General features: G+C 62.4%; 25 protein-coding genes and 1 tRNA gene. 9 read left to right on the top strand and 17 right to left on the bottom strand.

Annotation, left to right across the window (positions count from 1 at the left end):
- Window positions 1–261 precede the first annotated feature (261 nt).
- Both rsxB and nth read left to right on the top strand, forming a co-directional pair.
- Window positions 262–996 (top strand): electron transport complex subunit RsxB, encoded by a 735-nt coding sequence (gene rsxB, locus ACQ4WP_RS20300; RefSeq protein WP_436523769.1) that lies wholly within the window; start codon window positions 262–264, stop codon window positions 994–996.
- Window positions 993–1,640, top strand: a complete 648-nt coding sequence (gene nth, locus ACQ4WP_RS20295) for an endonuclease III (RefSeq protein WP_436523767.1) — start codon at window positions 993–995, stop codon at window positions 1,638–1,640. The genes rsxB and nth overlap by 4 nt, the downstream gene beginning before the upstream one ends.
- Before the next feature lie 49 nt (window positions 1,641–1,689).
- On the opposite strand, the gene proB is transcribed toward nth, so the two are convergent.
- The 5 genes from proB to rplU form a co-directional block, all read right to left on the bottom strand.
- Window positions 1,690–2,808 carry a glutamate 5-kinase gene (proB, locus tag ACQ4WP_RS20290; RefSeq protein WP_436523765.1) on the bottom strand — a complete coding sequence of 373 codons (1,119 nt, stop codon included), beginning with the start codon at window positions 2,806–2,808 and terminating at the stop codon, window positions 1,690–1,692.
- 27 nt (window positions 2,809–2,835) lie between these two features.
- Window positions 2,836–3,246: a hypothetical protein gene (locus ACQ4WP_RS20285; protein ID WP_436523763.1), complete on the bottom strand. Its 411-nt coding sequence runs from the start codon at window positions 3,244–3,246 to the stop codon at window positions 2,836–2,838.
- A 12-nt stretch (window positions 3,247–3,258) separates the two neighbouring features.
- The gene (gene obgE / locus ACQ4WP_RS20280) at window positions 3,259–4,368 is read right to left on the bottom strand and encodes a GTPase ObgE (protein ID WP_101484030.1); all 1,110 of its coding nucleotides are present in this window, start codon (window positions 4,366–4,368) and stop codon (window positions 3,259–3,261) included.
- 113 nt (window positions 4,369–4,481) lie between these two features.
- On the bottom strand, window positions 4,482–4,754 hold the full coding sequence (gene rpmA / locus ACQ4WP_RS20275) for a 50S ribosomal protein L27 (RefSeq protein ID WP_010395157.1): 273 nt from the start codon (window positions 4,752–4,754) through the stop codon (window positions 4,482–4,484).
- Between the two features lie 40 nt (window positions 4,755–4,794).
- Entirely contained in the window at window positions 4,795–5,106 is a 312-nt protein-coding gene (rplU, locus tag ACQ4WP_RS20270) for a 50S ribosomal protein L21 (RefSeq protein ID WP_038500602.1), read from the bottom strand.
- Between the two features lie 304 nt (window positions 5,107–5,410).
- Here rplU and ispB point away from each other — a divergent pair, with 304 nt between their 5' ends.
- Window positions 5,411–6,400, top strand: a complete 990-nt coding sequence (gene ispB / locus ACQ4WP_RS20265) for an octaprenyl diphosphate synthase (protein WP_436523761.1) — start codon at window positions 5,411–5,413, stop codon at window positions 6,398–6,400.
- Window positions 6,401–6,450: 50 nt separating this feature from the next.
- On the opposite strand, the gene arsH is transcribed toward ispB, so the two are convergent.
- Genes arsH through ACQ4WP_RS20250 form a run of 3 tightly spaced genes read right to left on the bottom strand, consistent with a single transcriptional unit; the run spans window position 6,451 to window position 7,980 of the window.
- Entirely contained in the window at window positions 6,451–7,179 is a 729-nt protein-coding gene (gene arsH / locus ACQ4WP_RS20260) for an arsenical resistance protein ArsH (protein WP_436523795.1), read from the bottom strand.
- A 10-nt stretch (window positions 7,180–7,189) separates the two neighbouring features.
- Window positions 7,190–7,612, bottom strand: coding sequence for an arsenate reductase (glutaredoxin) (gene arsC / locus ACQ4WP_RS20255; protein WP_436523759.1), 423 nt, complete (start codon window positions 7,610–7,612; stop codon window positions 7,190–7,192).
- Window positions 7,609–7,980, bottom strand: a complete 372-nt coding sequence (locus ACQ4WP_RS20250; RefSeq protein WP_436523757.1) for an ArsR/SmtB family transcription factor — start codon at window positions 7,978–7,980, stop codon at window positions 7,609–7,611. The genes arsC and ACQ4WP_RS20250 overlap by 4 nt, the downstream gene beginning before the upstream one ends.
- A 134-nt stretch (window positions 7,981–8,114) precedes the next feature.
- Here ACQ4WP_RS20250 and ACQ4WP_RS20245 point away from each other — a divergent pair, with 134 nt between their 5' ends.
- The 3 genes from ACQ4WP_RS20245 to ACQ4WP_RS20235 all read left to right on the top strand — a co-directional run bounded on the left by ACQ4WP_RS20245 (window position 8,115) and on the right by ACQ4WP_RS20235 (window position 11,863).
- Window positions 8,115–10,208, top strand: coding sequence for an AsmA family protein (locus ACQ4WP_RS20245; RefSeq protein ID WP_436523755.1), 2,094 nt, complete (start codon window positions 8,115–8,117; stop codon window positions 10,206–10,208).
- Between the two features lie 54 nt (window positions 10,209–10,262).
- Window positions 10,263–10,336: transfer RNA gene (locus tag ACQ4WP_RS20240), tRNA-Pro, on the top strand.
- 132 nt (window positions 10,337–10,468) lie between these two features.
- The gene (locus tag ACQ4WP_RS20235) at window positions 10,469–11,863 is read left to right on the top strand and encodes a GntP family permease (RefSeq protein WP_436523753.1); all 1,395 of its coding nucleotides are present in this window, start codon (window positions 10,469–10,471) and stop codon (window positions 11,861–11,863) included.
- 1 nt (window position 11,864) lies between these two features.
- On the opposite strand, the gene ACQ4WP_RS20230 is transcribed toward ACQ4WP_RS20235, so the two are convergent.
- The 4 genes from ACQ4WP_RS20230 to ACQ4WP_RS20215 form a co-directional block, all read right to left on the bottom strand.
- Window positions 11,865–13,268, bottom strand: a complete 1,404-nt coding sequence (locus ACQ4WP_RS20230) for a sodium:solute symporter family protein (protein ID WP_436523751.1) — start codon at window positions 13,266–13,268, stop codon at window positions 11,865–11,867.
- 112 nt (window positions 13,269–13,380) lie between these two features.
- Window positions 13,381–14,187 carry a 3-oxoadipate enol-lactonase gene (gene pcaD / locus ACQ4WP_RS20225; RefSeq protein WP_436523749.1) on the bottom strand — a complete coding sequence of 269 codons (807 nt, stop codon included), beginning with the start codon at window positions 14,185–14,187 and terminating at the stop codon, window positions 13,381–13,383.
- 11 nt (window positions 14,188–14,198) lie between these two features.
- A complete protein-coding gene (catC, locus tag ACQ4WP_RS20220) occupies window positions 14,199–14,489 on the bottom strand; it encodes a muconolactone Delta-isomerase (RefSeq protein WP_436523747.1) in 291 nt (96 codons plus the stop codon).
- A gap of 20 nt (window positions 14,490–14,509) precedes the next feature.
- The gene (locus ACQ4WP_RS20215) at window positions 14,510–15,619 is read right to left on the bottom strand and encodes a muconate/chloromuconate family cycloisomerase (protein WP_436523745.1); all 1,110 of its coding nucleotides are present in this window, start codon (window positions 15,617–15,619) and stop codon (window positions 14,510–14,512) included.
- 102 nt (window positions 15,620–15,721) lie between these two features.
- Between ACQ4WP_RS20215 and ACQ4WP_RS20210 the strand changes: the two genes are divergently transcribed.
- Complete coding sequence (locus ACQ4WP_RS20210) at window positions 15,722–16,636, top strand: LysR family transcriptional regulator (protein ID WP_436523743.1); 915 nt, start codon at window positions 15,722–15,724, stop codon at window positions 16,634–16,636.
- 3 nt (window positions 16,637–16,639) lie between these two features.
- Here the strand turns inward: ACQ4WP_RS20210 and ACQ4WP_RS20205 are convergent, their stop codons facing one another.
- Both ACQ4WP_RS20205 and ACQ4WP_RS20200 read right to left on the bottom strand, forming a co-directional pair.
- Window positions 16,640–17,026 (bottom strand): hypothetical protein, encoded by a 387-nt coding sequence (locus ACQ4WP_RS20205; RefSeq protein ID WP_436523741.1) that lies wholly within the window; start codon window positions 17,024–17,026, stop codon window positions 16,640–16,642.
- 75 nt (window positions 17,027–17,101) lie between these two features.
- Entirely contained in the window at window positions 17,102–18,280 is a 1,179-nt protein-coding gene (locus ACQ4WP_RS20200; protein WP_436523739.1) for a YncE family protein, read from the bottom strand.
- 151 nt (window positions 18,281–18,431) lie between these two features.
- On the opposite strand from ACQ4WP_RS20200, the gene ACQ4WP_RS20195 reads away from it, so the two are divergent.
- Window positions 18,432–18,860, top strand: coding sequence for a hypothetical protein (locus tag ACQ4WP_RS20195; RefSeq protein WP_436523737.1), 429 nt, complete (start codon window positions 18,432–18,434; stop codon window positions 18,858–18,860).
- 44 nt (window positions 18,861–18,904) lie between these two features.
- Window positions 18,905–20,260: a hypothetical protein gene (locus ACQ4WP_RS20190; protein ID WP_436523735.1), complete on the top strand. Its 1,356-nt coding sequence runs from the start codon at window positions 18,905–18,907 to the stop codon at window positions 20,258–20,260.
- On the opposite strand, the gene ACQ4WP_RS20185 is transcribed toward ACQ4WP_RS20190, so the two are convergent.
- The 3 genes from ACQ4WP_RS20185 to ACQ4WP_RS20175 form a co-directional block, all read right to left on the bottom strand.
- Window positions 20,232–21,584 (bottom strand): PepSY-associated TM helix domain-containing protein, encoded by a 1,353-nt coding sequence (locus ACQ4WP_RS20185; protein WP_436523733.1) that lies wholly within the window; start codon window positions 21,582–21,584, stop codon window positions 20,232–20,234. The two genes, ACQ4WP_RS20190 and ACQ4WP_RS20185, sit on opposite strands and share 29 nt — an antisense overlap.
- 8 nt (window positions 21,585–21,592) lie before the next feature.
- Window positions 21,593–23,716 carry a TonB-dependent receptor family protein gene (locus tag ACQ4WP_RS20180; RefSeq protein ID WP_436523731.1) on the bottom strand — a complete coding sequence of 708 codons (2,124 nt, stop codon included), beginning with the start codon at window positions 23,714–23,716 and terminating at the stop codon, window positions 21,593–21,595.
- 76 nt (window positions 23,717–23,792) lie between these two features.
- Window positions 23,793–24,203, bottom strand: coding sequence for a DUF2946 domain-containing protein (locus ACQ4WP_RS20175; RefSeq protein WP_436523729.1), 411 nt, complete (start codon window positions 24,201–24,203; stop codon window positions 23,793–23,795).
- Between the last annotated feature and the right edge of the window lie 3 nt (window positions 24,204–24,206).

Genomic DNA, 24,206 nt, shown 5'->3' with positions numbered 1-24,206 from the left:
GGCGCGCCTTGTAGTGCAGGCTCGACAACAGGACTGGCGGTCGGCTTTTTTTAATCACAGGCTTGATAAAAATCATGCTCCCACAAAAAAAAGAAATTGCAAAGTTGTTTATTTACACTTTGACATTCCCAGAAGAAATAAAATACGATTGCGGCGCGCCTGCAACAGCTGGGCACGGCGCACGCTATCCCCCTATCACGAAACAGGTTTTTACTTGTGCGTGGCCCAGATGGCCGATAATGACGTTTTAGCGTATTGAAGATGACCGTGCCGCATCCCGCCTCCCCCTCACTTGCCGACCAGATCGAAGACTTGCTGCCGCAAACACAATGCACCAAATGCGGCTACAACGGCTGCCGCCCGTATGCGGAAGCGATTGCCGCAGGCAACGCCGACATCAATCAGTGCCCACCGGGCGGCGCGCAAGGCATCGTGCGCCTGGCCGGCTTGCTGGGCAAAAAAGTTATTCCGCTCAATCCCGTCAACGGCCTCGAACGTCCGCGATCTGTCGCTTACATCGACGAATCGCTGTGTATCGGCTGTACCCTGTGCATCCAGGCCTGTCCCGTGGATGCCATCGTCGGCGCCGCCAAGCAGATGCATACTGTCGCCACGGACCTGTGCACGGGCTGCGACCTGTGCGTGGCGCCCTGCCCCGTCGACTGCATCGTGATGTATCCCGTCAGCGGCGACGCCACCGGCTGGGATGCCTGGAGCCAGATGGATGCCGACGATGCGCGCGCACGCCACGATTTCCGCACGCAGCGGCTGCGCCGAGAAAGCGAGGCCAACGACGCGCGCCTGGCCGCCAAAGCCGTCGCCAAGATGCGGGAAGTGACGCAGGAAGTGCCCGTCACGCCCGATGAACAGACGGAAAAAGAGCGCAAGCGCGCCATCATCGCCGCCGCCATGGAGCGCGCACGAGCCAAGGCGGCCGCCAGCGCCGCCGCCCAGACCGAACCGCCTGCCCCCAACGCCCCGAAAAAAGACGCATGAACGCTGCCAAACGCCTGGAAATCTTTACGCGCTTCCGCGCTGCCAATCCTTCGCCGAAAACGGAACTCGAATACACGACGCCGTTCGAGCTGCTGATCGCCGTGCTGCTGTCGGCGCAGGCGACGGACGTGTCCGTCAACAAGGCGACCCGCTTGCTGTATCCGGTTGCCAATACGCCGGCCACGATACTGGCGCTGGGCGTCGACGAGCTGGCCAGCTACATCCGCACCATCGGCCTGTTCCGCACCAAGGCGAAGAACGTCATCGCCACCTGCCAGATCCTGCTCGATCAGCACGGCGGCGAAGTACCGCGCGACCGTGCCTCGCTGGAAGCCTTGCCCGGCGTGGGCCGCAAGACGGCGAATGTGGTCATGAATACGGCGTTTGGCGAACCAACCATGGCTGTCGACACGCATATCTTCCGCGTCTCGAACCGCACCGGCATCGCACCAGGCAAGAATGTCGATATCGTCGAGCAAAAATTGCTGAAATTCGTGCCCAAGGAATTCCTGCACGACGCCCACCACTGGCTCATCTTGCACGGCCGCTACACGTGCACGGCGCGCAAACCGCAATGCTGGAACTGCATGATTGCAGACCTGTGCGATTACAAGGACAAGTCGCCGATGCCGGCTGTGGTGTAGGCAACGGCCCGAATAGGCCGTTTTCTACGTCGCTCCTGCAAGCTCGCGCTTACAGCAAGACCATATTGTCGCGATGGATCAGCTCATGGCCTTCCATGTAGCCGAGAATGGACTCGATCTCGGTGGAGGGCTTGCGCATGATGCGGCGCGCTTCGCCGCTCGTGTAGTTCGACAGGCCGCGCGCCACGGGCACGCCGGCGGCATCGACGCAGGTAATCACGGCACCGCGGCCGAATTCGCCATTCACGCCCGTCACGCCGATCGGCAGCAGGGACTTGCCTTCCTGGCGCAGCTTTTGCACGGCGCCCGCGTCCAGCACGACGGCGCCGGCCGTGTGCAGATGATCGGCCATCCACTGCTTACGCGCTGTCAATTGCCCTGTTTGTGCCAGTAACTGCGTGCCGATCGCTTCGCCCTGGGCCAGCCGGCTGAGCACGTCGCTGTCGCGTCCCCAGGCGATGATGGTGTGGGCGCCGGACTTGGCGGCGCGCTTGGCGGCGAGGATTTTCGTCAGCATGCCACCACGCCCCAGGCTGCTGCCGGCGCCGCCGGCCATCGCTTCCAGGGCAGGATCGCCAGCGATGCCTTGCGTGATCAGGTAAGCGCTCGGGTCCTTGCGCGGGTCGGCCGAAAACAGGCCGTGCTGGTCCGTCAGGATGACCAGCGCATCGGCCTCGATCAGGTTGGCGACCAGGGCGCCCAGGGTATCGTTGTCGCCGAACTTGATTTCATCGGTGACGACGGTGTCGTTTTCATTGATGATCGGCACCACGCCCAGGCGCAGCAGGGTCGTCAGGGTGGAGCGGGCGTTCAGGTAGCGTTCGCGGTCGGCCAGGTCGGCGTGCGTCAGCAGCACTTGCGCCGTGCCCAGCTGGTGGGCGCGGAAGCTGCTTTCATAGATTTGCGCCAGGCCCATCTGGCCGACGGCGGCGCAGGCCTGCAATTCGTGGATATCGGTGGGGCGCCGCTCGAAACCGAGGCGCAGCATGCCTTCGGCAATGGCGCCGGAGCTGACCAGCACGACTTCCTTGCCCAGGGCGCGCAAGCCGGAAATCTGCGCAGCCCAGCGGGCAATGGCGGCATGGTCGAGTCCGCGACCATCGTTGGTGACCAGCGAGGAGCCGACTTTGATGATAATGCGGGTAGCTTTTTGAATCACGGAATCCATGGGGCGGCGCTCTTCACTTAATAGACGTCAGCGCGCAGGACGCAGCAGCAGCAAGGCCAGCCCCGCCAGCAGCTCGATTGCGCACATGAACAACACAAAACCCTGGGGCAAACCGAAACTGATGGCCGCGTACAAACGGCCGGCGGGCTGCGCCAGGACCAACATTGCAGTGATATCGCCGAGGATGGGCGGTTCGCCCTGCCGTGCTGCGAACAGCGCCAGGAGCGCGGTAGCGCCCCAGACACCGACATGGGAGGCGTAGAACTGGCTGTAGCCATTGACGCCATTGAGGAAGATGCCCATGCCGGCCGCCAACTCATCGGCGAACAGCAGGCAGGCGACCGCGCTCAGCCCATAAGCATACGCGATCAGATGCAATACACGACGCTGCCACGCTTGCTTGCGCGAGGACGCGACAGCGACCGCCTGTACCGACATCAGGATACAGCCTTAGTCGATAATCTTGAAACGTGGATCATCCGGGTCGATCGACGAGATACCGCGTGCTTCTTCGGTCATCTGCGTTTCTTCGGCACGGCTTTCGCTGTGTTTCTTCGCTTCCAGATGTTGATAAATCGCATTCACCAGTTCCGGGCAACCTTGATGGTTCAGCGCGGAGATCTCGAAGACGGGACCTTTCCAGGCGAAACGCTTGAGGAAGTCCTTCACCAGCTTCTTGCGGTCTTCTTCCGGCACCATGTCGAGCTTGTTCAACACCAACCAGCGCGGCTTGTCGACCAGCGATTCGTCGTATTTCTTCAGTTCCTTGACCAGTGCCTTGGCTTCCTTGACAGGATCGACATTGGTTTCAAACGGCGCCAGGTCGACGATGTGCAACAGCAGACCCGTGCGCTGCAAGTGGCGCAGGAATTGATGGCCCAGGCCCGCGCCTTCGGAAGCGCCTTCGATCAAGCCGGGAATATCGGCGATCACAAAGCTCTTCTCGTGCGACACGCGCACCACGCCCAGGTTCGGGTGCAGGGTGGTAAATGGGTAATCGGCAATTTTCGGACGCGCGTTCGAGACGGCCGAAATGAACGTCGACTTGCCGGCGTTCGGCATGCCCAGCAGGCCCACATCGGCCAGTACTTTCAGTTCCAGGCGCAGTTCGCGGCGTTCGCCTTCCTTGCCCTCGCCTTTTTGGCGTGGCGCACGGTTGGTCGAGGACTTGAAGTGGATATTGCCCCAGCCGCCTTCGCCGCCCTTGGCCAACATTTCGATCTGGCCGTGTTCGGTCAAATCGGCCAGGATTTCGCCGCTCGCGTTGTCGATGATCAAGGTGCCGACCGGCATGCGCAGGTGGATGTCATCGGCGCCCTTGCCATAGCAATCTGCGCCACGGCCAGGCTCGCCATTGCGAGCCTTGTGCATTTTGGAGAAGCGGAAATCGACGAGCGTGTTGATATTGCGGTCGGCGACTGCCCAAATGGTGCCGCCCTTGCCGCCATCGCCGCCATCGGGACCGCCGAAAGGCCGGAATTTTTCACGGCAGAAAGAGGCGCAGCCGTTGCCGCCATCGCCCGCGATGACTTCGATTTTTGCTTCGTCGATAAACTTCATAATTTTGCCGCCATAAAACTAAAAAGGCTCTACCTTGGGCAGAGCCTTTCGATTGAAGGCTTGCGCCTTACATCATGCGATCACGGCGGAGCGAACTGGCGCCCCGCGATGAATTACGCTGGTACTGCTGCGTTAGGTACAACGGTCACGAATTGCTTCGAACCGGCACCTTTGACAACGAACTTCACTTTGCCCGCGATCAGCGCGAACAACGTGTGGTCCTTGCCCATGCCTACGCCTTCGCCGGCGCGCACTGGCGTGCCGCGTTGACGAATGATGATGCCGCCAGCATTGATAGCTTGGCCGCCGTAGACTTTAACGCCCAGACGTTTTGATTCTGAATCACGGCCGTTTCGCGTTGTGCCGCCGCCTTTTTTATGTGCCATTTAAGACTCCTTGATAGCTGATTAATTCAAACAGCGGCAATTAGCCGTTGATCGAAACGATTTGGATTTCGGTAAAATTCTGGCGATGGCCTTGATGCTTTTGGTAATGCTTACGACGACGCATCTTGAAAATTTTGACCTTATCATGGCGACCATGCGCCACAACCGTAACCAGTACCGTTGCACCTTCGACCAATGGCGCACCAAATTTAATGGTGTCGCCCGCGCCTACTGCGAGAACTTGATCGATGGTGATTTCGGAACCAATGTCTGCCGGTATCTGTTCTACTTTAAGTTTTTCGCCAGCGACAACTTTGTATTGTTTGCCACCGGTTTTTATGACCGCGTACATGATTTGAAACCTCATCAAATGTTGAAAGAATTTGTCCCACTGCCACGCAAAGCAAGCCGTACACAACAGGGGGAACCAGCGATTATACACGGACTGAGAAATTGCGTCAAAAACTATTCACAAAGGCCGATGATCGTGGTATGTCGACAACCTGGCCACCATGTCAGGCTTGCGCCAGGCGGACAGAAAAACGCGCGCCAGTGCCAACAAGATCAAACAATTGCTCTACAGTCATAGGCAAACATCACGCTCGCGCAAGCCATGTCGTATAATCGCCGCACCCACAATCTAATGCAGGTTCGCCTTGTCTGACGCTAACAAACACGTTAACCAAAACACCATCGTGCAAACGATTGCCGCCGATATGGACGCAGTCAATACGGTGATCCGCCAAAAGCTGCACTCCGATGTGATCCTGATCAACCAGATCGCTGAATACATCATCAGCGCAGGTGGCAAACGCATCCGTCCCGTGCTGATCTTGCTGGTGGCCAATGCCCACGCCTATCGCGGCACGGCGCACCATGAACTGGCTGCCGTGGTCGAATTCATCCATACCGCCACCCTGCTGCACGACGACGTCGTCGACGAATCGTCGATGCGCCGCGGACGCCAGACGGCCAACGCCCTGTTCGGCAATGCCGCCTCGGTGCTGGTGGGCGATTTCCTGCATTCGCGCTCGTTCCAGTTGATGGTATCGCTGAATAATATGCGCGTCATGCAAATCCTCTCCGACGCCACCAACGTGATCGCCGAAGGCGAAGTGCTGCAATTGCTGAACATGCACGATCCGGACGTGACGCAAGAGAGCTACCTGAACGTCATCCGCTCGAAGACAGCCAAGCTGTTCGAAGCGTCGGCGCAACTGGGCGCCTTGATCGCCGGCGCCAGCGAAGACGATATCGAAGCGGCTGCCGAATACGGCCGCTCGCTGGGCACGGCCTTCCAGCTGATCGACGACGTGCTCGACTATGCAGGCGACGCCACCGAAATCGGCAAGAACGTGGGCGACGACTTGCGCGAAGGCAAACCGACCATGCCGCTGATCTGGCTGATGGAAAACGGCACGCCGGAACAGCGCGAACTGGTACGCAGCTGCATCGAGCAGGGCGACGAACAGCATTTCGACGCCATCCTGGCCGCCATCACCAGTAGCGGCGCCCTCGACTACACACGCAAACAGGCGGAAATCGCCGGCCAGCGCGCCGCCGATGCCATCGCCGGCTGGCCTGACAGCGCCTACAAGCAATCCATGCTGCAACTGTGCTCGTTTGCCGTCGACCGCAATCACTGATCGCGTTTTACTCTATGCAATACAAATCGGCGCCACTGGCGCCGTTTTTATTACTGCCGCTCATGCTCCATGGCCGCGCCCGCCAATGCCTGCACGATGGCCGGCTCCGCTTCCAGCCGCTCGCTGTAGCGGCTGCCCAGGTAATCGCGGCGGTCGCGCACCAGCAAGGTAAATTTGTACAATTCCTCCATCACGTCGACCAGGCGCTCGTAATACGGCGACGGCTTCATGCGGCCCGCATCGTCGAATTCCTGATACGCCTTGGCTACCGAGGACTGATTCGGAATGGTGACCATGCGCATCCAGCGTCCCAGCACGCGCAAGCCGTTGACGGCATTGAACGATTGCGAACCACCCGATACTTGCATCACAGCAAGGGTCCGTCCCTGCGTGGGCCGCACGCTGCCCGATTCCAGCGGCAGCCAGTCGATCTGCGATTTGAAGACCCCCGTGACGGCGCCATGCCGCTCTGGACTGCACCAGACTTGCCCTTCCGACCAGAGCGACAGCGCGCGCAGCTCCTGCACTTTCGGATGCTCGGGCGAAACACTGTCGACCATGGGCAAGCCATGCGGGTCGAACACGCGCGTGTCGGCGCCAAAATGGCGCAGGATGCGTTCCGCTTCCAGGGTCAGCAGCTTGCTGTACGAGCGCTCGCGCAAGGAACCGTACAACAGCAAGATGCGCGGCGCGTGGGTGGAAACCGTGACCGGCGTCAATTTATCCAGGCTGGGCAAGTCCAGATGCGCAGCGCTGATGTTGGGTAACTCATTGGGCAAATCGTCCATCTCAAGCCACCGGCTTGCCGTCGGCGCCCACCACGGGCTGGCCATCTTCCTTGGCAAACGCGCCTTGCTGCGGCAGCGGCAGGATCTCCAGCACTTTTTCCGACGGTCGGCACAGGCGCACGCCCCGTTCCGTGACGACGATGGGGCGGTTGATCAAAACAGGATGGGCTTGCATGGCATCCAGCAGGGCCGCATCGCCCAGTTCAGGATTGGCCAGGCCCAGCTCGTCGTACAGGGCGCCCTTGTCGCGCATGACGGCGCGCACGGACAAGCCCGCACGCTTGATCAGGTCGACCAACTCTTCACGCGATGGCGGGTTCTTGACGTAATCGATGATGACGGGTTCGACGCCCGTGTTGCGGATCAGGGCCAGGGTGTTGCGCGAGGTGCCGCACGCCGTGTTGTGATAGATCGTGATCGTCATGTCGTCGTTTCCTTCAGTAAATGTGGTTCGCTGACGCAGCAAGGCGCGCCAGCGCAGCAGTTCTCGGTCAAAAAGGCCAGCAAGCCGTTCATGCCCGCATAGTTGGCGGCGTAGATGATGGAGCGGCCCGCCTTGCACGCCGTCACCAGATTGGCATGCGCCAGTTCCTTCAAGTGAAACGACAGCGACGATGGCGCAATCTCCAGCGCCTCGGCGATTTTCGTGGCGGCCATGCCTTGCTGCCCCGCTTGCACCAGCAGGCGGAACACGGCCAGCCGCGATTCCTGTGCCAGCGCCGCCAAGGCCACGATGGCGGAAGCACTCGTCAGTGGTGTCGCCTGGCCAGCTATTGCCTTTTCATTTTCCATAATTCAATAATACTCGAATTATTGAATCATTTCAAGCGACAAGCCTTGGCAACCTATCTTACGTAACCCAGCGCACCGACCGCCATGGCCTATTGGTCTACCTTGATGAAAAAATCACTGCGACTGGCATTTCCATGACACGCTCGACACCCCTGAAAATCCTCGGCTGGAGCCTGGCCACCCTTCTGGCCCTCATCGCCCTCCTCGTCATCCTTGTGCTGACCTTCGACTGGAACCGCGCCCGCCCCTACATCAACGAGAAGGTGTCGGAAAGCACGGGCCGTACCTTCGTCATCGGCGGCGACCTGCAAGTCAAATGGAAGCGAGGATTGAAGACGGAGCCGGGCTGGCGCCGCTATGTGCCGCGCCCCCACATCAGCGCCCAAGACGTGCGCATGAGCAACCCCGACTGGGCCACGGCTGGTTCGCAGCTGGCCAGCGCCAGGCGCGTCGACGTGTCCATCCATCCTCTGCCCCTATTGCGGCACAAGGTGGTGCTGATGGACTTGACGCTGGACGCGCCGCAGATCGCCCTGCAGCGGCGCGCCGATGGCAGCAATAGCTGGACCTTGAAGGATAACGGCCCTTCGCCTTGGGAGGTGGAAATCCAGCGCATGGCCTTCGGCGACGGCGCCATCCGCTACCTGGACGAAGGCATCGCCCTCGACGTGCACGCCAAGGTCAGCTCGACGGCGCCCGACGCCACGCCGGGCGATGCGCCAGGTAGCGCGCCCATGGAGAAATACGGCATCGCCTTTACCCTGGGTGGCAGCTACCGCAAGGCACCCGTGACGGGCGGCGGCAAGGCGGGTGCCGTGTTATCCCTGACCGACAACAATACGGTCTATCCCGTGCAGGCGCACGCCGTGCTGGGCAAGAACAAGGCCAGCATCGCCGGCACCCTGACGGACCCGCGCTCGCTGTCCGGCATCGACTTGCAGCTGAGCCTTGCGGGCGCCAGCATGGCCGACCTGTATCCGCTGACGGGCGTACTGCTGCCGGAAACGCCGGACTACGCCACCAAGGGACGACTGCTGGGCAAGAAGGACGGCGCCACCTGGACGTGGACTTACCAGAATTTCAAGGGCAAGGTGGGCCAGAGCGACCTGGCCGGCACGCTGCAGTATTTGCCGCGCCAGCCGCGTCCCTTGCTGCGCGGCGAAGTAACGTCGCAGCAGCTGCGCCTGGAAGACCTGGGTCCCACCATCGGCGCGGACAGCAATGCGCAGAAACAGGCGCGCGGCAAGGCGCCCGTGCAGCCCGAGAATAAAGCCTTGCCCGTGGAACAATTCAACACTGCAAAATGGAATGCGCTCGATGCCGACGTGAAATTTACCGGCAAGAAACTGGTACGCACGCACGACATTCCATTCAACGACGTCGTCGCCAACATCCACATGAAAGACAAGGTACTGAGTTTGACGCCGCTCAACTTCGGCATGGCCGGTGGCGACATCACCTCGAATATCACCCTCGACGGCCGTCAAAAGACCATCGCCGCGCAAGCCAAGGTGGCGGCGCGCCACCTCAAAATTCGCGAACTGTTTCCCAAGCTGCAATCGATGCAAGCCAGCTTCGGCGAAGTGTATGGCGACGCGGCACTGACGGGCCACGGCAATTCCGTTTCCGCCATGCTGGCCAGCGCAAATGGCGAGCTGGCGGCCACCGTCAGCGAAGGCTCCGTCAGCCAGTTCATGCTGGAACTGGCCGGCCTGAACCTGGCCAATGCCGTCTTCGTGAAAATCTTCGGCGACAAGCAGGTGCACCTGAACTGCATGGCCAGCGATTTCGCCGTCACGAATGGCCAGGCCGACGTGCGCCGCTTCGTGCTCGACACGGACACGGCCGTCGTGAATGTCACGGGCAATGTCAACCTGGCCCACGAAACCCTGGACCTCGACGTACGCCCGCGCACCAAGGGCGCCCGCATCATCACCCTGCGCACACCGCTGTACGCGAAAGGCACGTTCAAGAACCCGGACGTGGGCCCGCAAAAAGGCCCGCTGGCCCTGAAAGCCGGCGCCGCCGTGGCCCTGGCTACCATCGTCACGCCGCTGGCCGCCCTGCTGCCGCTGGTCAACGTCGACAAAGCCCCCGACACGGACTGCGCCGCCGTCATGGCGCAAGCCAACGCAACGCGCAAGGCGCCCACTTCGCCGGCGACAAATGCACCGGCAAAAAAAGTCAGCGAAGCGGAGATCAAAAAGGCGCAGCAGGAAAAGAAATAGAGCTTGATGCCGCCGCTTGAAAGCCGCCCCGCCATCTGCTGTAATACGACTATGCGGGGTGTGGCTCAGCCTGGTAGAGCGCTGCGTTCGGGACGCAGAGGCCGGAGGTTCGAATCCTCTCACCCCGACTAACCCTTTCTTCCTTCCTGCACCTACATCAACTGCTTACACCTTGACATGCGCGTTGGTGTGTTGCTGAGAAGTATGATATTAATCACATCATTAATATCCTGATCACTTCTCGCGCAAGGGCCTGACCGATGTCTTTCCTGATAGTTCTGGCCGCACTGGCCTTCCTCATGCTGGCCGCCTACCGCGGCTACAGCGTGATCCTGTTTGCACCTGTCGCCGCACTGGGTGCCGTGCTGCTTACCGATCCGTCTGCCGTGCCGGCCGTCTTCAGCGGCATCTTCATGGAAAAAATGGTGGGCTTCATCAAGCTGTATTTCCCCGTCTTTTTGCTCGGTGCCGTGTTCGGCAAGCTGATCGAACTGTCCGGCTTTTCCCAGTCCATCGTCGTGGCCGCCATTCGTTATATCGGCAGTTCGCGCGCGAATGCCGTCATCGTTGCCGTGTGCGCGGCCCTGACTTACGGCGGCGTGTCGCTGTTCGTGGTGGTATTTGCCGTGTATCCGTTCGCGGCCGAACTGTATCGCCAGAGCAATATCCCCAAGCGGCTGATGCCGGGCGCCATCGCCCTGGGCGCGTTTTCCTTCACCATGGATACCCTGCCCGGCACGCCACAAATCCAGAACATCATCCCCACCACCTTTTTCAACACGACCGGCTGGGCCGCGCCATGGCTGGGCACCATCGGTGCCGTGCTGACGGTGATCATGGGCCTGGCTTTCCTCGAATGGCGCCGCCGCTCCGTCATGGCAACGGGCGAAGGTTATGGAGTGGAAGCGGAACAGGCCAAGACCGGCGGTGGCGACCTGCCCCATCCGCTGCTGTCGGTGGCGCCTTTGGTGCTGGTGGGCGTGGCCAACTTTGCGCTGACCAAGCTGATTCCCCACTGGTATGGCGACAGTTACGTGCTCACCGCCGAGGCCCTGCCGGGCTTGCATGCGCCCGTGGCTACGTCGATAGCCTCCGTGACGGGTATCTGGGCCGTGGAAGGCGCGTTATTGCTGGGCATCTTGCTGGTGTGCGTGACGGCCTTCGGGCGCATCCGCGCCGCCTTTGCCGAAGGCACCAAGGCGGCCGTGGGCGGCGCCTTGCTGGCAGCCATGAATACGGCGTCCGAATATGGCTTCGGCGGCGTCATCGCGGCGCTGCCCGGTTTTCTTGTCGTTAGCAACACCTTGCGCAGCGTGCCCGATCCCCTCGTCAATGCGGCCGTGTCCGTGACAACCCTGGCCGGCATTACCGGCTCGGCCTCGGGCGGCATGAGCATCGCGCTGGCCGCCATGTCGGACAGTTTCATTCAAGCCGCACAACAAGCCCACATTCCGCTCGAAGTCATGCACCGCGTGGTGGCGATGGCCAGCGGCGGCATGGACACCCTGCCGCACAATGGCGCCGTGATCACCCTGCTGGCCGTCACAGGCCTCACGCACCGCCAGTCCTACCGCGACATTTTCGGCATCACCGTCATCAAGACCGTGGCCGTGTTCCTCGTCATTGCCATCTATTACATGACAGGGCTGGTCTGACCTAGAGCCGCGACGACGATGCCGGCTTCGCCAACGCTTGCGCCGGCTTGAAAAGGTGGCTGATGCCCATGGTCAGCAGCGGACCGGCCAGCGCCAGGTAGGAACTGTCCACGCCGTACGGATTGCCCGCCAGGAACCAGCCGATGGTGGCAATCACGGACACGATCACACCGACAAAGGCGCCGCGCGGCGTGCCGAATTTCGGCGCATAGAAGGCCATCAGCACCAGCACGGCCAGAGTGGCGCGCAAGGCCTTGCCCAGGAAGGCGATCATCAGCAGTTTTTCCGCATACAGCGCCAGCACCAGCGGCAGCAAGCCGGCCACGACGATGGCGATGCGCAGGAACATCAGTGATTTCGCGTCATTCTTCGCCTTGTTGTACCAGGGATCATAAAAATCCTTCATGGCCAGGGTGGCCGATGCCAGGGTGGTGGCGGAAATGCCGCCGAACAGGGCGCCGGCCAGGCCGACGATCATGATGCTGGCGGAAAACGCCGGCATGTGGGCGATCAGGGTCGGGAAGGCGTCGATCGACTTCATGCCCGGATACAGCACGGCGCTGCACATGCCGATCAGGGCCGCCATCAGGCCGAACGGTATCATCAGCGAAGACACGTAATAGCAGGCGCGCTTGGCCACGGCCGGGTTGTCCGTGCTGACCAGGGCCTGGATCACATATTGCGTGGCGAAGATGGAGCCGATGCCGCCTATCATCCAGGCGATGATCTGGCCCCAGCCGATCTCGACCCAGTTGAACATCTTGGCCGGCAATTGCGCCTGCAGCGCACCGATGCCGCCTGTTGCTTCCAGCGCATACGCCAGCGCCAGGATCACGCCCAGGTATTTGACGATGGAATGGGCGAAATTGGTGTACACCACCGAGCGCATGCCGCCCAGGCTGACATAGATCACGGTAATGGCGCCCACCAGCAAAATGGCCACCGTTTTATTGATGTGCAGCACGGCCGCCAGCACGGCGCCGCCGCTCGCGTACAGGGCCACGGCAACGATGCCCAGTGCGACGATGGTGAGTATCGACGCCGCATAGCGCACGGGTTCGCCGTAGGTTTGCGCCAGGATGCCGGAAATCGTCGACTGCCCGCTTTCCTTGTATTTTTTCACCAGCACGATGGCCAGCAGCAAGAAGCCCAGCGACAGCGCCACCAGGTTCCAGGCAGCGGAAATACCCAGCTCATAGCCTTTTTGCGCCGTGCCGATGCTCACCGAGCTGCCGATGAATTCGGACAGCAGCAGCGCGCCGATCAGGTAGGCGGGATAATTGCGCCCGCCCGCCGTCATGCCTTCGGCGCTGTTGGCATGCTTGCGCACACTATAGGTAATGTACGACATGAGGGCGAAATAGCCCACCGTGACCGCAGCGATGATGATTAATCTGTTTTCCATTCGTCTACTCCAAGTCTGCTTTTCTTCTTGTTATTTTTAAAAAAAGCTTCCCCTGCCGCATGCCGGACCAGCCGGCGGCGGTGCTCAGGGGCAAAGCGAAATCCTGCCCTGCCTACGGCAATAGAAAGGCGCGCAGCTGTGCCGTGAATGCCTGCTCCGCCTCGACATTCGAGATATGCGACGCCGGCACGCTCGCCAGGCGACTGCCGGCCACCTGCTGCTGCAGCCAGCGCCCGTCGTCCAGCGTCGTCACGGGATCGTGCTCGCCTGCGATCACCAGGGTCGGTACCGTGATCGTGCCCACGCAGGCGCGCAAGTCGGCCTGGGCCAGCGCCTCGCAGCAGGCCGCATAGCCGCCCGCATCCTGGCCGCGCAAGGTGGCGACCATGTGCGCCACCGTGTCCGGCGCGCGCTGGAGAAACTGCGGCGTGAACCAGCGTGCGCCGGCGCCATCGGCCACGCCACCCATGCCATCGCGCCGGACTTGCTCCGCGCGCGCCAGCCAGGCTTCGGCCGTGCCGATGCGCGCCGCCGTATTCGCCAGCACGAGTTGCGTCAGGCGCTGCGACTGGTGGATGCCCATCCACTGCCCCGTCAAGCCGCCCATGGAAATGCCGCAGAAGGCGGCGCGCGCGATATCGAGGTGATCGAGCAGCGCCACCACGTCCTGCCCCAGCCGCTCGATGCCGAACGGCGCGGCGCCGGTGGCGGACTGGCCATGGCCGCGCGTGTCGTAGCGCACGACAAAAAAGTCGCCGGCCAGCGCGGCCGCCTGCACCTGCCACATGGACAGGTCCGTGCCGAGGGAATTCGACAGGACCAGGCAGGGCTTGGCGCGCTCGCCATCCGTGCGGTAATGCATGCGAATACCGTCCACCTCGCACGTTTTCCCGGCAGTGTCGTTGCCTATATGCGTCATTGCATGTCTCCTCAGGAATCGTCGTCGCGCACCGACGAAGGATGGCGGCACAGCGGCATCACGTCGATCTGCATGTAGGGAAATAGCGGGAGCGAGGTCAGCAAATTATGCAGCTCGTCGACGCTATCCACGTCGAAGACGCTGATGTTGGCGTACTGGCCCGCGATGCGCCACAGGTGGCGCCATTTGCCCTCGTTCTGCAGGCGCTGGGCCAGTTCCTTTTCCGTCTGCTTCAGCTGCGCCGCCTGCTCGGCGGGCATCGTCAACGGCAGGTTCACGTTCATGCGTACATGGAATAACATTACTTTCTCCTTGTGGATGCTTATGGACGCTGCAAGGCATGCAGCTTGTCCATGTCGATCTCGACGCCCAGGCCAGGGCCCGTCGGTACTTGCAGCATGAAGTCGCGGTACACGAGCGGCTCGCGCAAGACTTCCTGCGTCAGCAGCAGGGGGCCGAACAGTTCCGTGCCCCAGGCCAGTTCGGCAAAGGTGGAGCACACGTGGGCCGTCGCGGCCGTGCCGATGCCGCCTTCGAGCATGGTGCCGCCGTACAGGCCCACGCCAGCCAGGCGCGCCACGGTGGCCACTTCCAGCGCCGGCAGCAAGCCGCCCGACTGGGTGATTTTCACCGCATACACGTCGGCCGCATCGGCCTGGGCCAGCGCCAGCGCATCGGCGGGACCATGCAAGGCTTCGTCGGCCATGATGGCCACGTCGAAGCGCTGCGTCAGGCGCGCCAGCGCGGCGCGGTTGCCCGCTTTGACGGGCTGCTCGATCAGGTCGATGCCGCCCGCTTCCAGCGCGGCGATGCCGCGCACGGCGTCCGTCTCGCTCCAGGCCTGGTTGACATCAACGCGCACGCTGGCCCGTTCACCCAGCGCCCGCTTGATCTCCAGCACGTGGGCCACGTCATCCATCACGTCGCGCAAGCCGATCTTCAGCTTGAAGATGCGGTGGCGGCGCAAGTCCAGCATTTTTTCCCCTTCGGCGATATCGCGCGCGGTGTCGCCGCTGGCCAGCACCCAGGCCACGGGCAGCGCATCGCGCACCCGGCCACCCAGCAATTCCGACAGCGGCACATTCAGGCGGCGCGCCTGAGCATCGAGCAGCGCCGTTTCGATCGCGCACTTGGCGAAGCGGTTGCCCTGGATGACCTTGCGCACCTTGGCCATGGCCTTGGCCACTGCGCTCGCTTCCATGCCAACCAGCAGGGGCGCGATATAGGTATCGATATTCATCTTGATGCTTTCCGGGCTTTCGCCGCCGTAGCTCAAGCCGCCGATGGTGGTCGCTTCGCCCCAGCCGGTGATGCCGTCGGCGCAGCGCAGCCGCACCAGCACCAGGGTTTGCGTATGCATGGTGGCGACGGACATCCGGTGCGGGCGGATGGTTGGCACATCGACCAGATAGGTCTCGATATTTTGAATCATATTTATTCCGTATAATTCTGTGGAGTGGTGACACGATATGCCCCGAATGTCCCCGCGTCCAACACCGAGTTGGTATCAAACCTATACCTGAAAGGTATTAAGATGGAATTACGCCACTTGCGCTACTTCGTTGCGGTCGCAGAGGAAAGGAACTTCACGCGGGCCGCCGCGCGCCTGCACATCGCGCAGCCACCTCTCAGCCGGCAGATGCAGCAACTGGAAGAAACGCTGGGCGTGGCACTGATCGAGAAAGGCTCGCGGCCCTTGCGGCTGACGGAAGCGGGCGAGTTTTTTCTCGCCCATGCACGGCCCCTGCTCGACCAGGTGCGCGACCTGCAGGCGATGACGCAACGCGTGGGCAAGTTGGAACGCACCCTGTCGATCGGCTTCGTCGCCTCGACCCTGTATGGCGAATTGCCCGACATCGTGCACCGCTATTGCGAACGCCATCCCGAGGTCGACGTGACGCTGCATGAAATGACGACGGTGCAGCAGCTCAAGGCCCTGAAGGAAGGCCGCATCGACGTGGGTTTTGGGCGATTGAAAAGCGAAGACCCCAGCATCCGCCGCATCCTGCTGCGCGAGGAGCGACTGGTGGTCGCCCTGCCGCCCGGGCACCGGCTGGCCAAGGGGGAAGGCGGGTTGCGCCTGACCGACCTGGTGCACGAAACCCTGCTCGTGTATCCGAAAGCGCCCCGCCCCAGCTTTGCCGACCAGGTGCTGAGCATGTTCAGTGTAGGCAATGTCACGCCCGGCCCCGTCACGGAAGTGCGCGAGCTGCAGATTTCCATGGGACTGGTGGCGGCCGGCCAGGGCATTTCCATCGTGCCGGAAAGCGTGCAGGCCATGCATCACAGGAACGTGGTCTACCGCAAGCTGGACGACAAGCATGCGTTCTCGCCCATCCTGTTCAGCATGCGGCATATGGACCGCTCGCCGGAACTGGACAACCTGCTCGCCGCCGTATACTCGATCTACGATGAACACGGCATTGCACACGTCAAGGAAAGCCTGTAGCAGCTAGAGAGCGGCGTCGGCCAGCAATGCCGGCCGCAGCGCGCGGATGCGCAGTTCCGTAAAATAGCCGCCCGCCTCGTTGTAGCGCAGATAGTGGCGACCGCAGTTCAGGCAGCGCGCCACCTGGCTCAGGTTGGCGGGATAGTAGCGCGGCGCGATGGGCGCATCGACGCTGTCGTAGCGCGTGCCATCGGGATGGTACTCGGCAAACGTCGGTTCCTCGTACGGATCTTCGCGCAGGGTGCCTATTTCTTCGAAGCGGTCCAGCTCCAGCGAAGTGGGCAGGCGCTGCCAGGCGTCCAGCGGCACGGCGCAGCAGCTGCATTTTTTTGTCACCAGCGCCGACGTGGCGGCCAGTGCGGACAAGGCGGGAAAGTCGATGAATAACATGCGTCAACCAGTACAAGGGTGCGGCCCTTGGCAACGAGCCTGGCCGCGCCTTTCCATTCTAGCGGAATGCGTCTATCAATGCCCCATGAAGTCATTCCACTTCGGCAGCAGCACGATGCTGTTCGGATTGAGCCCCTTGTTTTTCAAGGTGTCGACACTGCCCACTACCGTTTCCTTTTTCATGTCGATGACAGTGATGCTGCCATCGCTCATGCCCGGCAAATTGAGCAGCGCATTTTGCACGAAGGCGTAGCGGCCATCCCTTGTAAATGCCACATGGTGCGCGCCTTCTGCGGCGGGAATCGATTTCACCAGCCGTGGCTTGCCGATGCCTCCCGTCAAATCAAAGATATGCAAATGCCCCGGCTTGGCCGTCGTCAGGTACATCCGCGTAGCGCCCTTGTTGAAATACAGTTCCAGCGGCACGCCCGCCTTTTGCTCGGCAAAGTCATGCACCTGGGCCGTGTCAAAATCCTTCGTTATCGGGTTCCAGGTAGCCGTCCATACGGTGCCGCCGTACATATTGGCGACATACGCGACGGGTGGATTGCTGCCCGGGACGAACAGCACTTCCACGGGCGCTTCGCCCGACGGCGACGGCTTCTTCGATAGCTTGTGCGTGCCCAGCACCTTGCCCGTGCTCGTCTCCACCACGCTGATGACTTCCCCCGCATCGCCCAGGTCCGTGGGGCGGATGGTGCTGGTCAGCAGGGTGCGGTCGATGCCATCGTGGACGGCCAGGCCATGCGGATACGGCGCCGGCAGCTTGACGGTGCGCCCCGGCTTGTCGTGCACGGCGTCGCCTTCCAGCATCGCCTGCGAGCCCATGCAGCTCAGGTACCAGCGCTTGTGGTCATCCGAAAAAACGATGTCCTCCCCAACCTGGCAGGTCGGTACCTCGATCACCTTGATGGGCAAATCCTTGTGGCGCATGTCCATCACGCGCAGCTGCGCCTTGCCCAGCGCCGTGATGTAGGCCTTGCTCATGTCGTGGTTGTAGAAAATATGGTGCGCCACCAGGTCCCGCGGCAGAGGAATGTCGCGCACGATCTTGCCAAAGTTTTTCGACTCGGGATCGACGTCGATGATGGCGATGCCTTCCTTGCGCGACGGCGGAGCGACAGGGCTTTTCAGCGACTTCAATGATTCGGGCGACTTGCTTTCGTAATTGACCATGGCCAGGATTTCGGCCGACGCGGGCGGCGCGGCCAGGTACGCTACTGCCAGTGCAAACAGCATCTTTTTATTCTTCATCGTCTCCCCTGCCTTTTTTCGAGTGTCATTGGATAGCTCGGACAGGCGGCGCTTGCCGCCGGTCCGCGCCGCTCATTCTACGGCGATACTTTTTCAAACTGATGTTTTTTTTCAGCTGGCCAATGCTGGAAATCTTTCCTAAAATTTAAGGATGAAAAAAACTCCATTCCGCCCTTCCCTTGCCAGCCTGGGCCTGGCCATTTTTCTGCTGTGCGCAACGGCGAAAAGCCAGGCGCAGGGCGGCCTGGCGGCAAACCGGCAGCAACAGGAACAGCATGTGGCGCTAGCCATCGCGCAGCGCAAAATCGCACCAAAGCCGCCGACGATACGGGTGCATCAAGACAGCGTCATCACCCTCGATTGGACTACTGACGAAATAGTCAATATCCACTTGCACGGCTACGACCAGCTGCTGACGGTCAAGCCGGGCGAGACGCAAGCCATGCGCATCGATGCCAGCGTGCCAGGGCGTTTCCCCGTTTCCGCGCACGGCTACGGCGCGCAGGCGGAACACAAAGGCAAGCAGCACAAGCATCACCGCGAAGCACCGCTGATGTACCTGGAAGTGCTGCCGCGATGATGCGGCGCTTGTTGGCGTCAGTCGCCCTGCTTTTCTCCCCATGCATGGCACACGCCCACGGCTTTGGCCAGCGCTACGACCTGCCCCTGCCGCTCTGGCTATATTTGCTCGGCGCAGGGCTGACTGTGGCGCTGTCGTTTGCCTTCCTGGCCCTGTGGCGCCGCGATGACACGGGTACGCCTTACCAGGGCGACTACGCGCGCCTGCTCCTGCTGCGCGTCCCTGGCGCGGACGCCATCGCCTTCGCGCTGCGCCTGCTGGTGCTGGCGCTGTATGTCCTGGTGATCGTGGCGGGGCTGGTGGGCGTGCAAAATCCCGTCAAAAATATCGCCCCCGCCATGGTCTGGGCCATCTGGTGGGTAGGCATGGCATACGTCTCGGCGCTGGTGGGCGACCTGTGGGCGCTGGTTAATCCGCTCGACAGCGTGGCGCGCGTGGCGCAGCAGCTGTGCTCCCGCTGGCGCGCGCCGCTGGCCTGGCCGCGCTGGCTCGACAGCTGGCCGGCGGCGGCCCTGTTTTTTGCTTTTATCTGGATGGAGCTGAACTGGGAAGGCAGCGAACAGCCGGCTAGCCTGGCCTGGAGCATGCTGCTGTATTCCGCCTGCACGTGGGCAGGCATGACGCTGTTCGGCCGCGCCACCTGGCTGCGCCACGCGGAAGTGTTCCACGTCGTCTTCGGCCTGCTGGCGCGCTTCGCGCCCCTCACCTTCCGCGATGGCGCCTGCTACGTGCGTCCCTACGCGGCGGGCTTGCTGGCGAAAGAACCCGTGCGCCCCGCTTGCCTGGTGCTGGTGATCCTGATGCTGGCCTGCGTCAGCTTCGACGGCATGATGGAAACACAAGCGTGGTACGACATCGTCGACGCCGTCCTCGCCGTGGCGCCGGGCGCGCTGGCGTGGATCACCACGGCCGCCCTGCTGCTGATGCCGGCCCTGTTCCTGCTGGTGTTCCTGCTGTTTTGCGCCATGATCGCCCGCTACGGCGCCAGCGATGGCCAGCCGGCGCTGCCCCTGCTGCGCGTGGCCGGCCACTTCGTCCTGACCCTGGTGCCCATCGCCATCGCCTACCATTTCTCCCACTACCTGTCTTTTCTGGCGATGGCGGGCCAGTACCTGATCCCGCTGGCATCGGACCCGCTGGGGCTGGGCTGGGACCTGTTCGGCACGAAGCTGTACTTCATCCGTCTCGGCATCGTCGACGCCAAGGTGGTGTGGTACGTGTCGCTGTTCGCCATCATCGCCGGCCACGTGGCGGCCGTCTGGCTGGCCCACGTCTGCGCGCTGCGCCTGTACGCCAGCCGCCGCGCCGCATTGCGCAGCCAGTATCCGATGCTGGCCCTGATGATCACCTACACCTTGCTCAGCCTCTGGATCATCGCCCAACCCATCGTCGGCGGCTAAGCCGCTGCCGCCGCGCCAGGCCCAGCTCCAGCAGCAACAGCAAGCTGCCGGAAATGAGCAGCAACGGCATCAGCGCGCACATGCCCGCCGCCGCCAGCCAGGCCAGCGCCGAGGGCGAGGTCCAGGCGCCTGGCAGCAGCTTGGGCAAACCCAGCGAGCCTGGCAGGCGCCGCTTGAAAAACATCACCCAGCCCGATACCAGCGAGAACAGCACGCTGGCGCCGAACAGCAGCAACAAGGCCTGGTTCCACCAGCCGAATTCGCCCCGATGAAACGGGATCCCGATGGCGGTGGCCTTGCCGAACGCAGTCTGCGCCTCCCATCCCGCGTAATACAGGGGCTTGCCGCTGTAGGCATCGAATTGCAGGTCGAAGCGCAAGGTAGGCTGGCTGCGGTCGGCCATGGTGGCGCGCCACACATCGTCCTGGCTGGCCGGTGCCGTCAGCTGCACGGCGATGGCGGATGCATGACTGCGCGCCACCTGCCAGGCAGCCTGCCAGTCGAGCGGAGCACCCTCCTCGGTCGAATGCAGGCCGCGCGGCACGGGCGGCGGCGCCTGGCCGCTGACGTCACGCAGCGCGCGTATGCGCCCGCCCGCCTGCTGGCTCCACGTCAGGCCTGTCGCCAGGATCACGACGCTGACGATGCTGAGCGCCACGCCCAGGAAGGCATGCCATTGGCGCCAGCCATTGCGCCCCCGCGCGCCCCGCTTCGGCAAGCCCGATTGGACGCCACGCGGCCACCACAGCACCACGCCCGTCACCAGCATCACCATCAGCCAGCTGGCCGCCAGCTCGATCATCCAGCGCCAGCCATCGTTTTGCAGCAGGCGCGAATGCAGCTTTTTCGCCCAGTTGCCGAAGCGGTCACTGCTGGCCAGGCTGCCCAGTACGCGCGCGTCATAGGGATGCACATACACGATGATGGCTTGCGCGGGCAGGCCGAACTTCGGCCTGGGGGGCATGGCCGGCGCGGCATGTCCGCCATGGCCCGCATGCTCGTCCACGCCGCCGCCGGGCGGCGCGAACGCCACCTGCACCGCATCGTCCTGTTGAAACGGCGGCACCACGTGCAGCACTGCCCAGCCGCGCGGCGCCGCCCGCTCCGCTGCCGCCACGGCGGCGTCCAGCGGCAGCATGGACGCTTGCGGCGCCACATGGTCAAGGCGCTGGTACAGCCGTGCCTCGATCTGCGGCGTAAACACATACAAAATGCCCGTCAGGGTGGCCACCAGCGCAAATGGCGAGGCGATCAGCGCGGCCCAGAAGTGAATGCGCCAGTACAGGCTTTTACGCCGTGCAATGAGAAAAGTTGCGTCGTCCATGACCATCCTCACAGTGCGTTGAAGGTATAGCCCAGGCCCAGCATCACGCTGCGCGGCGCACCGGGCGTGTACTGGTTCTGTGTATTAGCCGCGTAACTGCCCGTGCCGGCATAGCTGCTGCTGGCCGAATCGGCATAGCGTTTATCGGCCAGGTTGCGCACCTGCGCCCACGCTTCCAGGCCGCGCGCAAGCTGGTAGCTGGCGCGCAGGTTCAGCAAGGCGTGGCCCTTGTACTCCACCGTGTTGGCATTGTTCATCCAGTAGCGGCCCTGGTGCACGACTTCGAGCGCCGCCCTGGCGCCGGCCACGGGCTTGTAGCCGATCTCGAACGAGGTGATGTCGCGCGGCGCCTGCGGCATGGCGCGGCCGCTGTAATCGAGGCTGGCGGACACCTGGTAGCGCAGGTAGCGGTGGCGCGCGATGGCCGTGGCGAAGCGCGCGTCGAACGGGCCGCTGTCGTAGTTCAGGCCCAGCTCCAGGCCTTCGCTGCGCGTGCGTCCCGCATTGCGGTTTTCGCTGTTGCCCGGCGAGAGCGTATAGCTGACGATGGTATCGCGCCCGTCGAGCCGGTACAGGGCCGTGTCGAGTTTCAAGCGGCCCTGCAGGAAGGCCCAGCGCAAGCCCAGTTCATAGTTGTTGTAGACGGACGGCTGCAGGTCGGCGATGCCCGTCTTGCCATATAGCTGGCTCACTTCGGGCGGCGTGAAGCCCTGGCTGACGTTTGCATACGCGCTGCCAGCATGACCAATGGCGTAGGTGGCGCCCAGCTTCGGGCTGACGTGGGAAAAGCTGCGCGACTCGTCGGGGGCGCCATAATTGACGCTGCCGCCGGGTGCCAGCTTGTTATGGTAATCGTAGCGGATGGCGTCCGAACGGCCGCCCAGCACCACGCGCATGCCCTCCAGCGGAGAAAATTCCCATTGCGCGAAGACAGCCGTGTTCAGAATGTCCGTCTGGTAATCGCGCACGCCCTGCGGATTGCTCGCATTGGCCAGCGTATAGCGCAGGTAGCGGCCCGTGGCGGCATCGCGCACGATGGACAGGTTGTCGCTGACAAAGGGATTGTCGCTCTTGTCCACGTACACACCAAAGATCAGGCGGGCGTTCAGCCACGCGAAATTCTGCTGGTGTTTCACGTCCAGCCCCAGCGAATCGACGTGGTTGTTATTGATGACACCCTTGCACAGCATACCCACACAACTGCCGATGGAATACGCAGGAATCTGCCCATGGTCATTCTTGCGGGTAAACACGGTGACGGTGCTCGTGCCATTGGCCGTCGTCTGCCCTTCCCACGCCAGATTCATGCGCGTGGTCTTGTCCTTGCGGTAGGTAAACGTGTTCAAACTCTTGCCGCGATTGTTGCGGTAATCGTTCTCGAACAGGCTGCCCGTCATGGCCGCATCGAGATCCGTGTGAACGATGGTGGCGCGCAGCTGCGAGGTGGGGCTGAGCGCATAGTCGGCGCGCAGCGAAAACGAATCCTTGTCGCCATAGCTGTACGCTTGCCAGTTGTCGCGCGAACGGCGCGAACTGTAGTGGGAAAAGCGCAGTCCCAACGGACCCCAGGTATCGCTGGCGGAGGTGTCGTAGCGGGTGAAGCCGGCCACGTTATCGCGCCGCACACCCACCTTGGCCGTCGGCGTCGCACTGGCGCCTGCCGTCAGAAAATTGACGGCGCCGCCGACGGCATTGCTGCCATACAGCGACGAAGCGGCGCCCTTCACCACTTCCACGCCGCTCGCCCCCGCCATGTTCATTTCATTGAGCGAGTTATGGTTGAAAACGCCCAGCGGGCGGATGGGAATGCCGTCTTCCAGGTACTGGTAGACGGCATTCGTGCCGATGGGCTGGCGGATGCTCATGCTGTGCTGCTCGTTGCCCAGGTCATTCCAGTACACGCCGGCGATGCGGTTGAGGATATCGCCCATGGTCTTGGGCTTGTCACGTTCCAGGGTTTTGGCATTGACGACGCCGATGGCCTGCGGCGTCTCGGACAGCCACGCTTGCGCGCGTGAGCCGGAAACGACGACGGTGTCGATGGCGTGATCAGTTTGGTCAAGTTGCTGCGCCTGCGCGCAGGGGTAAGCCAGGGTGATGGCCACGGCCAGCACCAACAGTTTCTTGTTCATGTGATTCTCGTATAAGTGTGCGGATGCGGCGCGTCACACCGCAAGGTGGACAGCGCCAACATTGAAAATGCAAAACTCAGACGAGGGCAGGCGGCGCGCGCGACTGCGCGGTGGACCAGATGAACAGTGGGGATGGGGACTGGTAGTACAGGGCCGGGAAAATCGCCGTGCCGCTGGCGAAGGGCAGCGGCAGCACGGGGTTGGAGGGCGGCAGGCCCACGGAACCCGCATGCGTGGAACAGAAGGCGCAATGCTCCATCTGCATGGCCTTGCCGCCAGACTTGCCATCGGCGGCACCATCATCGTCGACCTGGACAAGCTGGACAAAACGGATGCCGGCCACCGAGCAGATTTCCGCCCAGCCGGAGCCGGACTCCTGCTTGGCATTGGCGACGGCCTGGGAAATCGACGGCGCGAGCGCCGCCAGCAGGATCGCGAAACAGGCGATCCAGGCGGCAAAGCGGCGCGTGAACAAGGTCATTCCCATGGC

The organism is Janthinobacterium lyxosi, from assembly GCF_051380665.1.
Taxonomy (GTDB): domain Bacteria; phylum Pseudomonadota; class Gammaproteobacteria; order Burkholderiales; family Burkholderiaceae_D; genus Janthinobacterium.
Note: the sequence above shows the minus strand (reverse complement) of the source record. Positions and strands in the feature narration are given on the sequence as shown.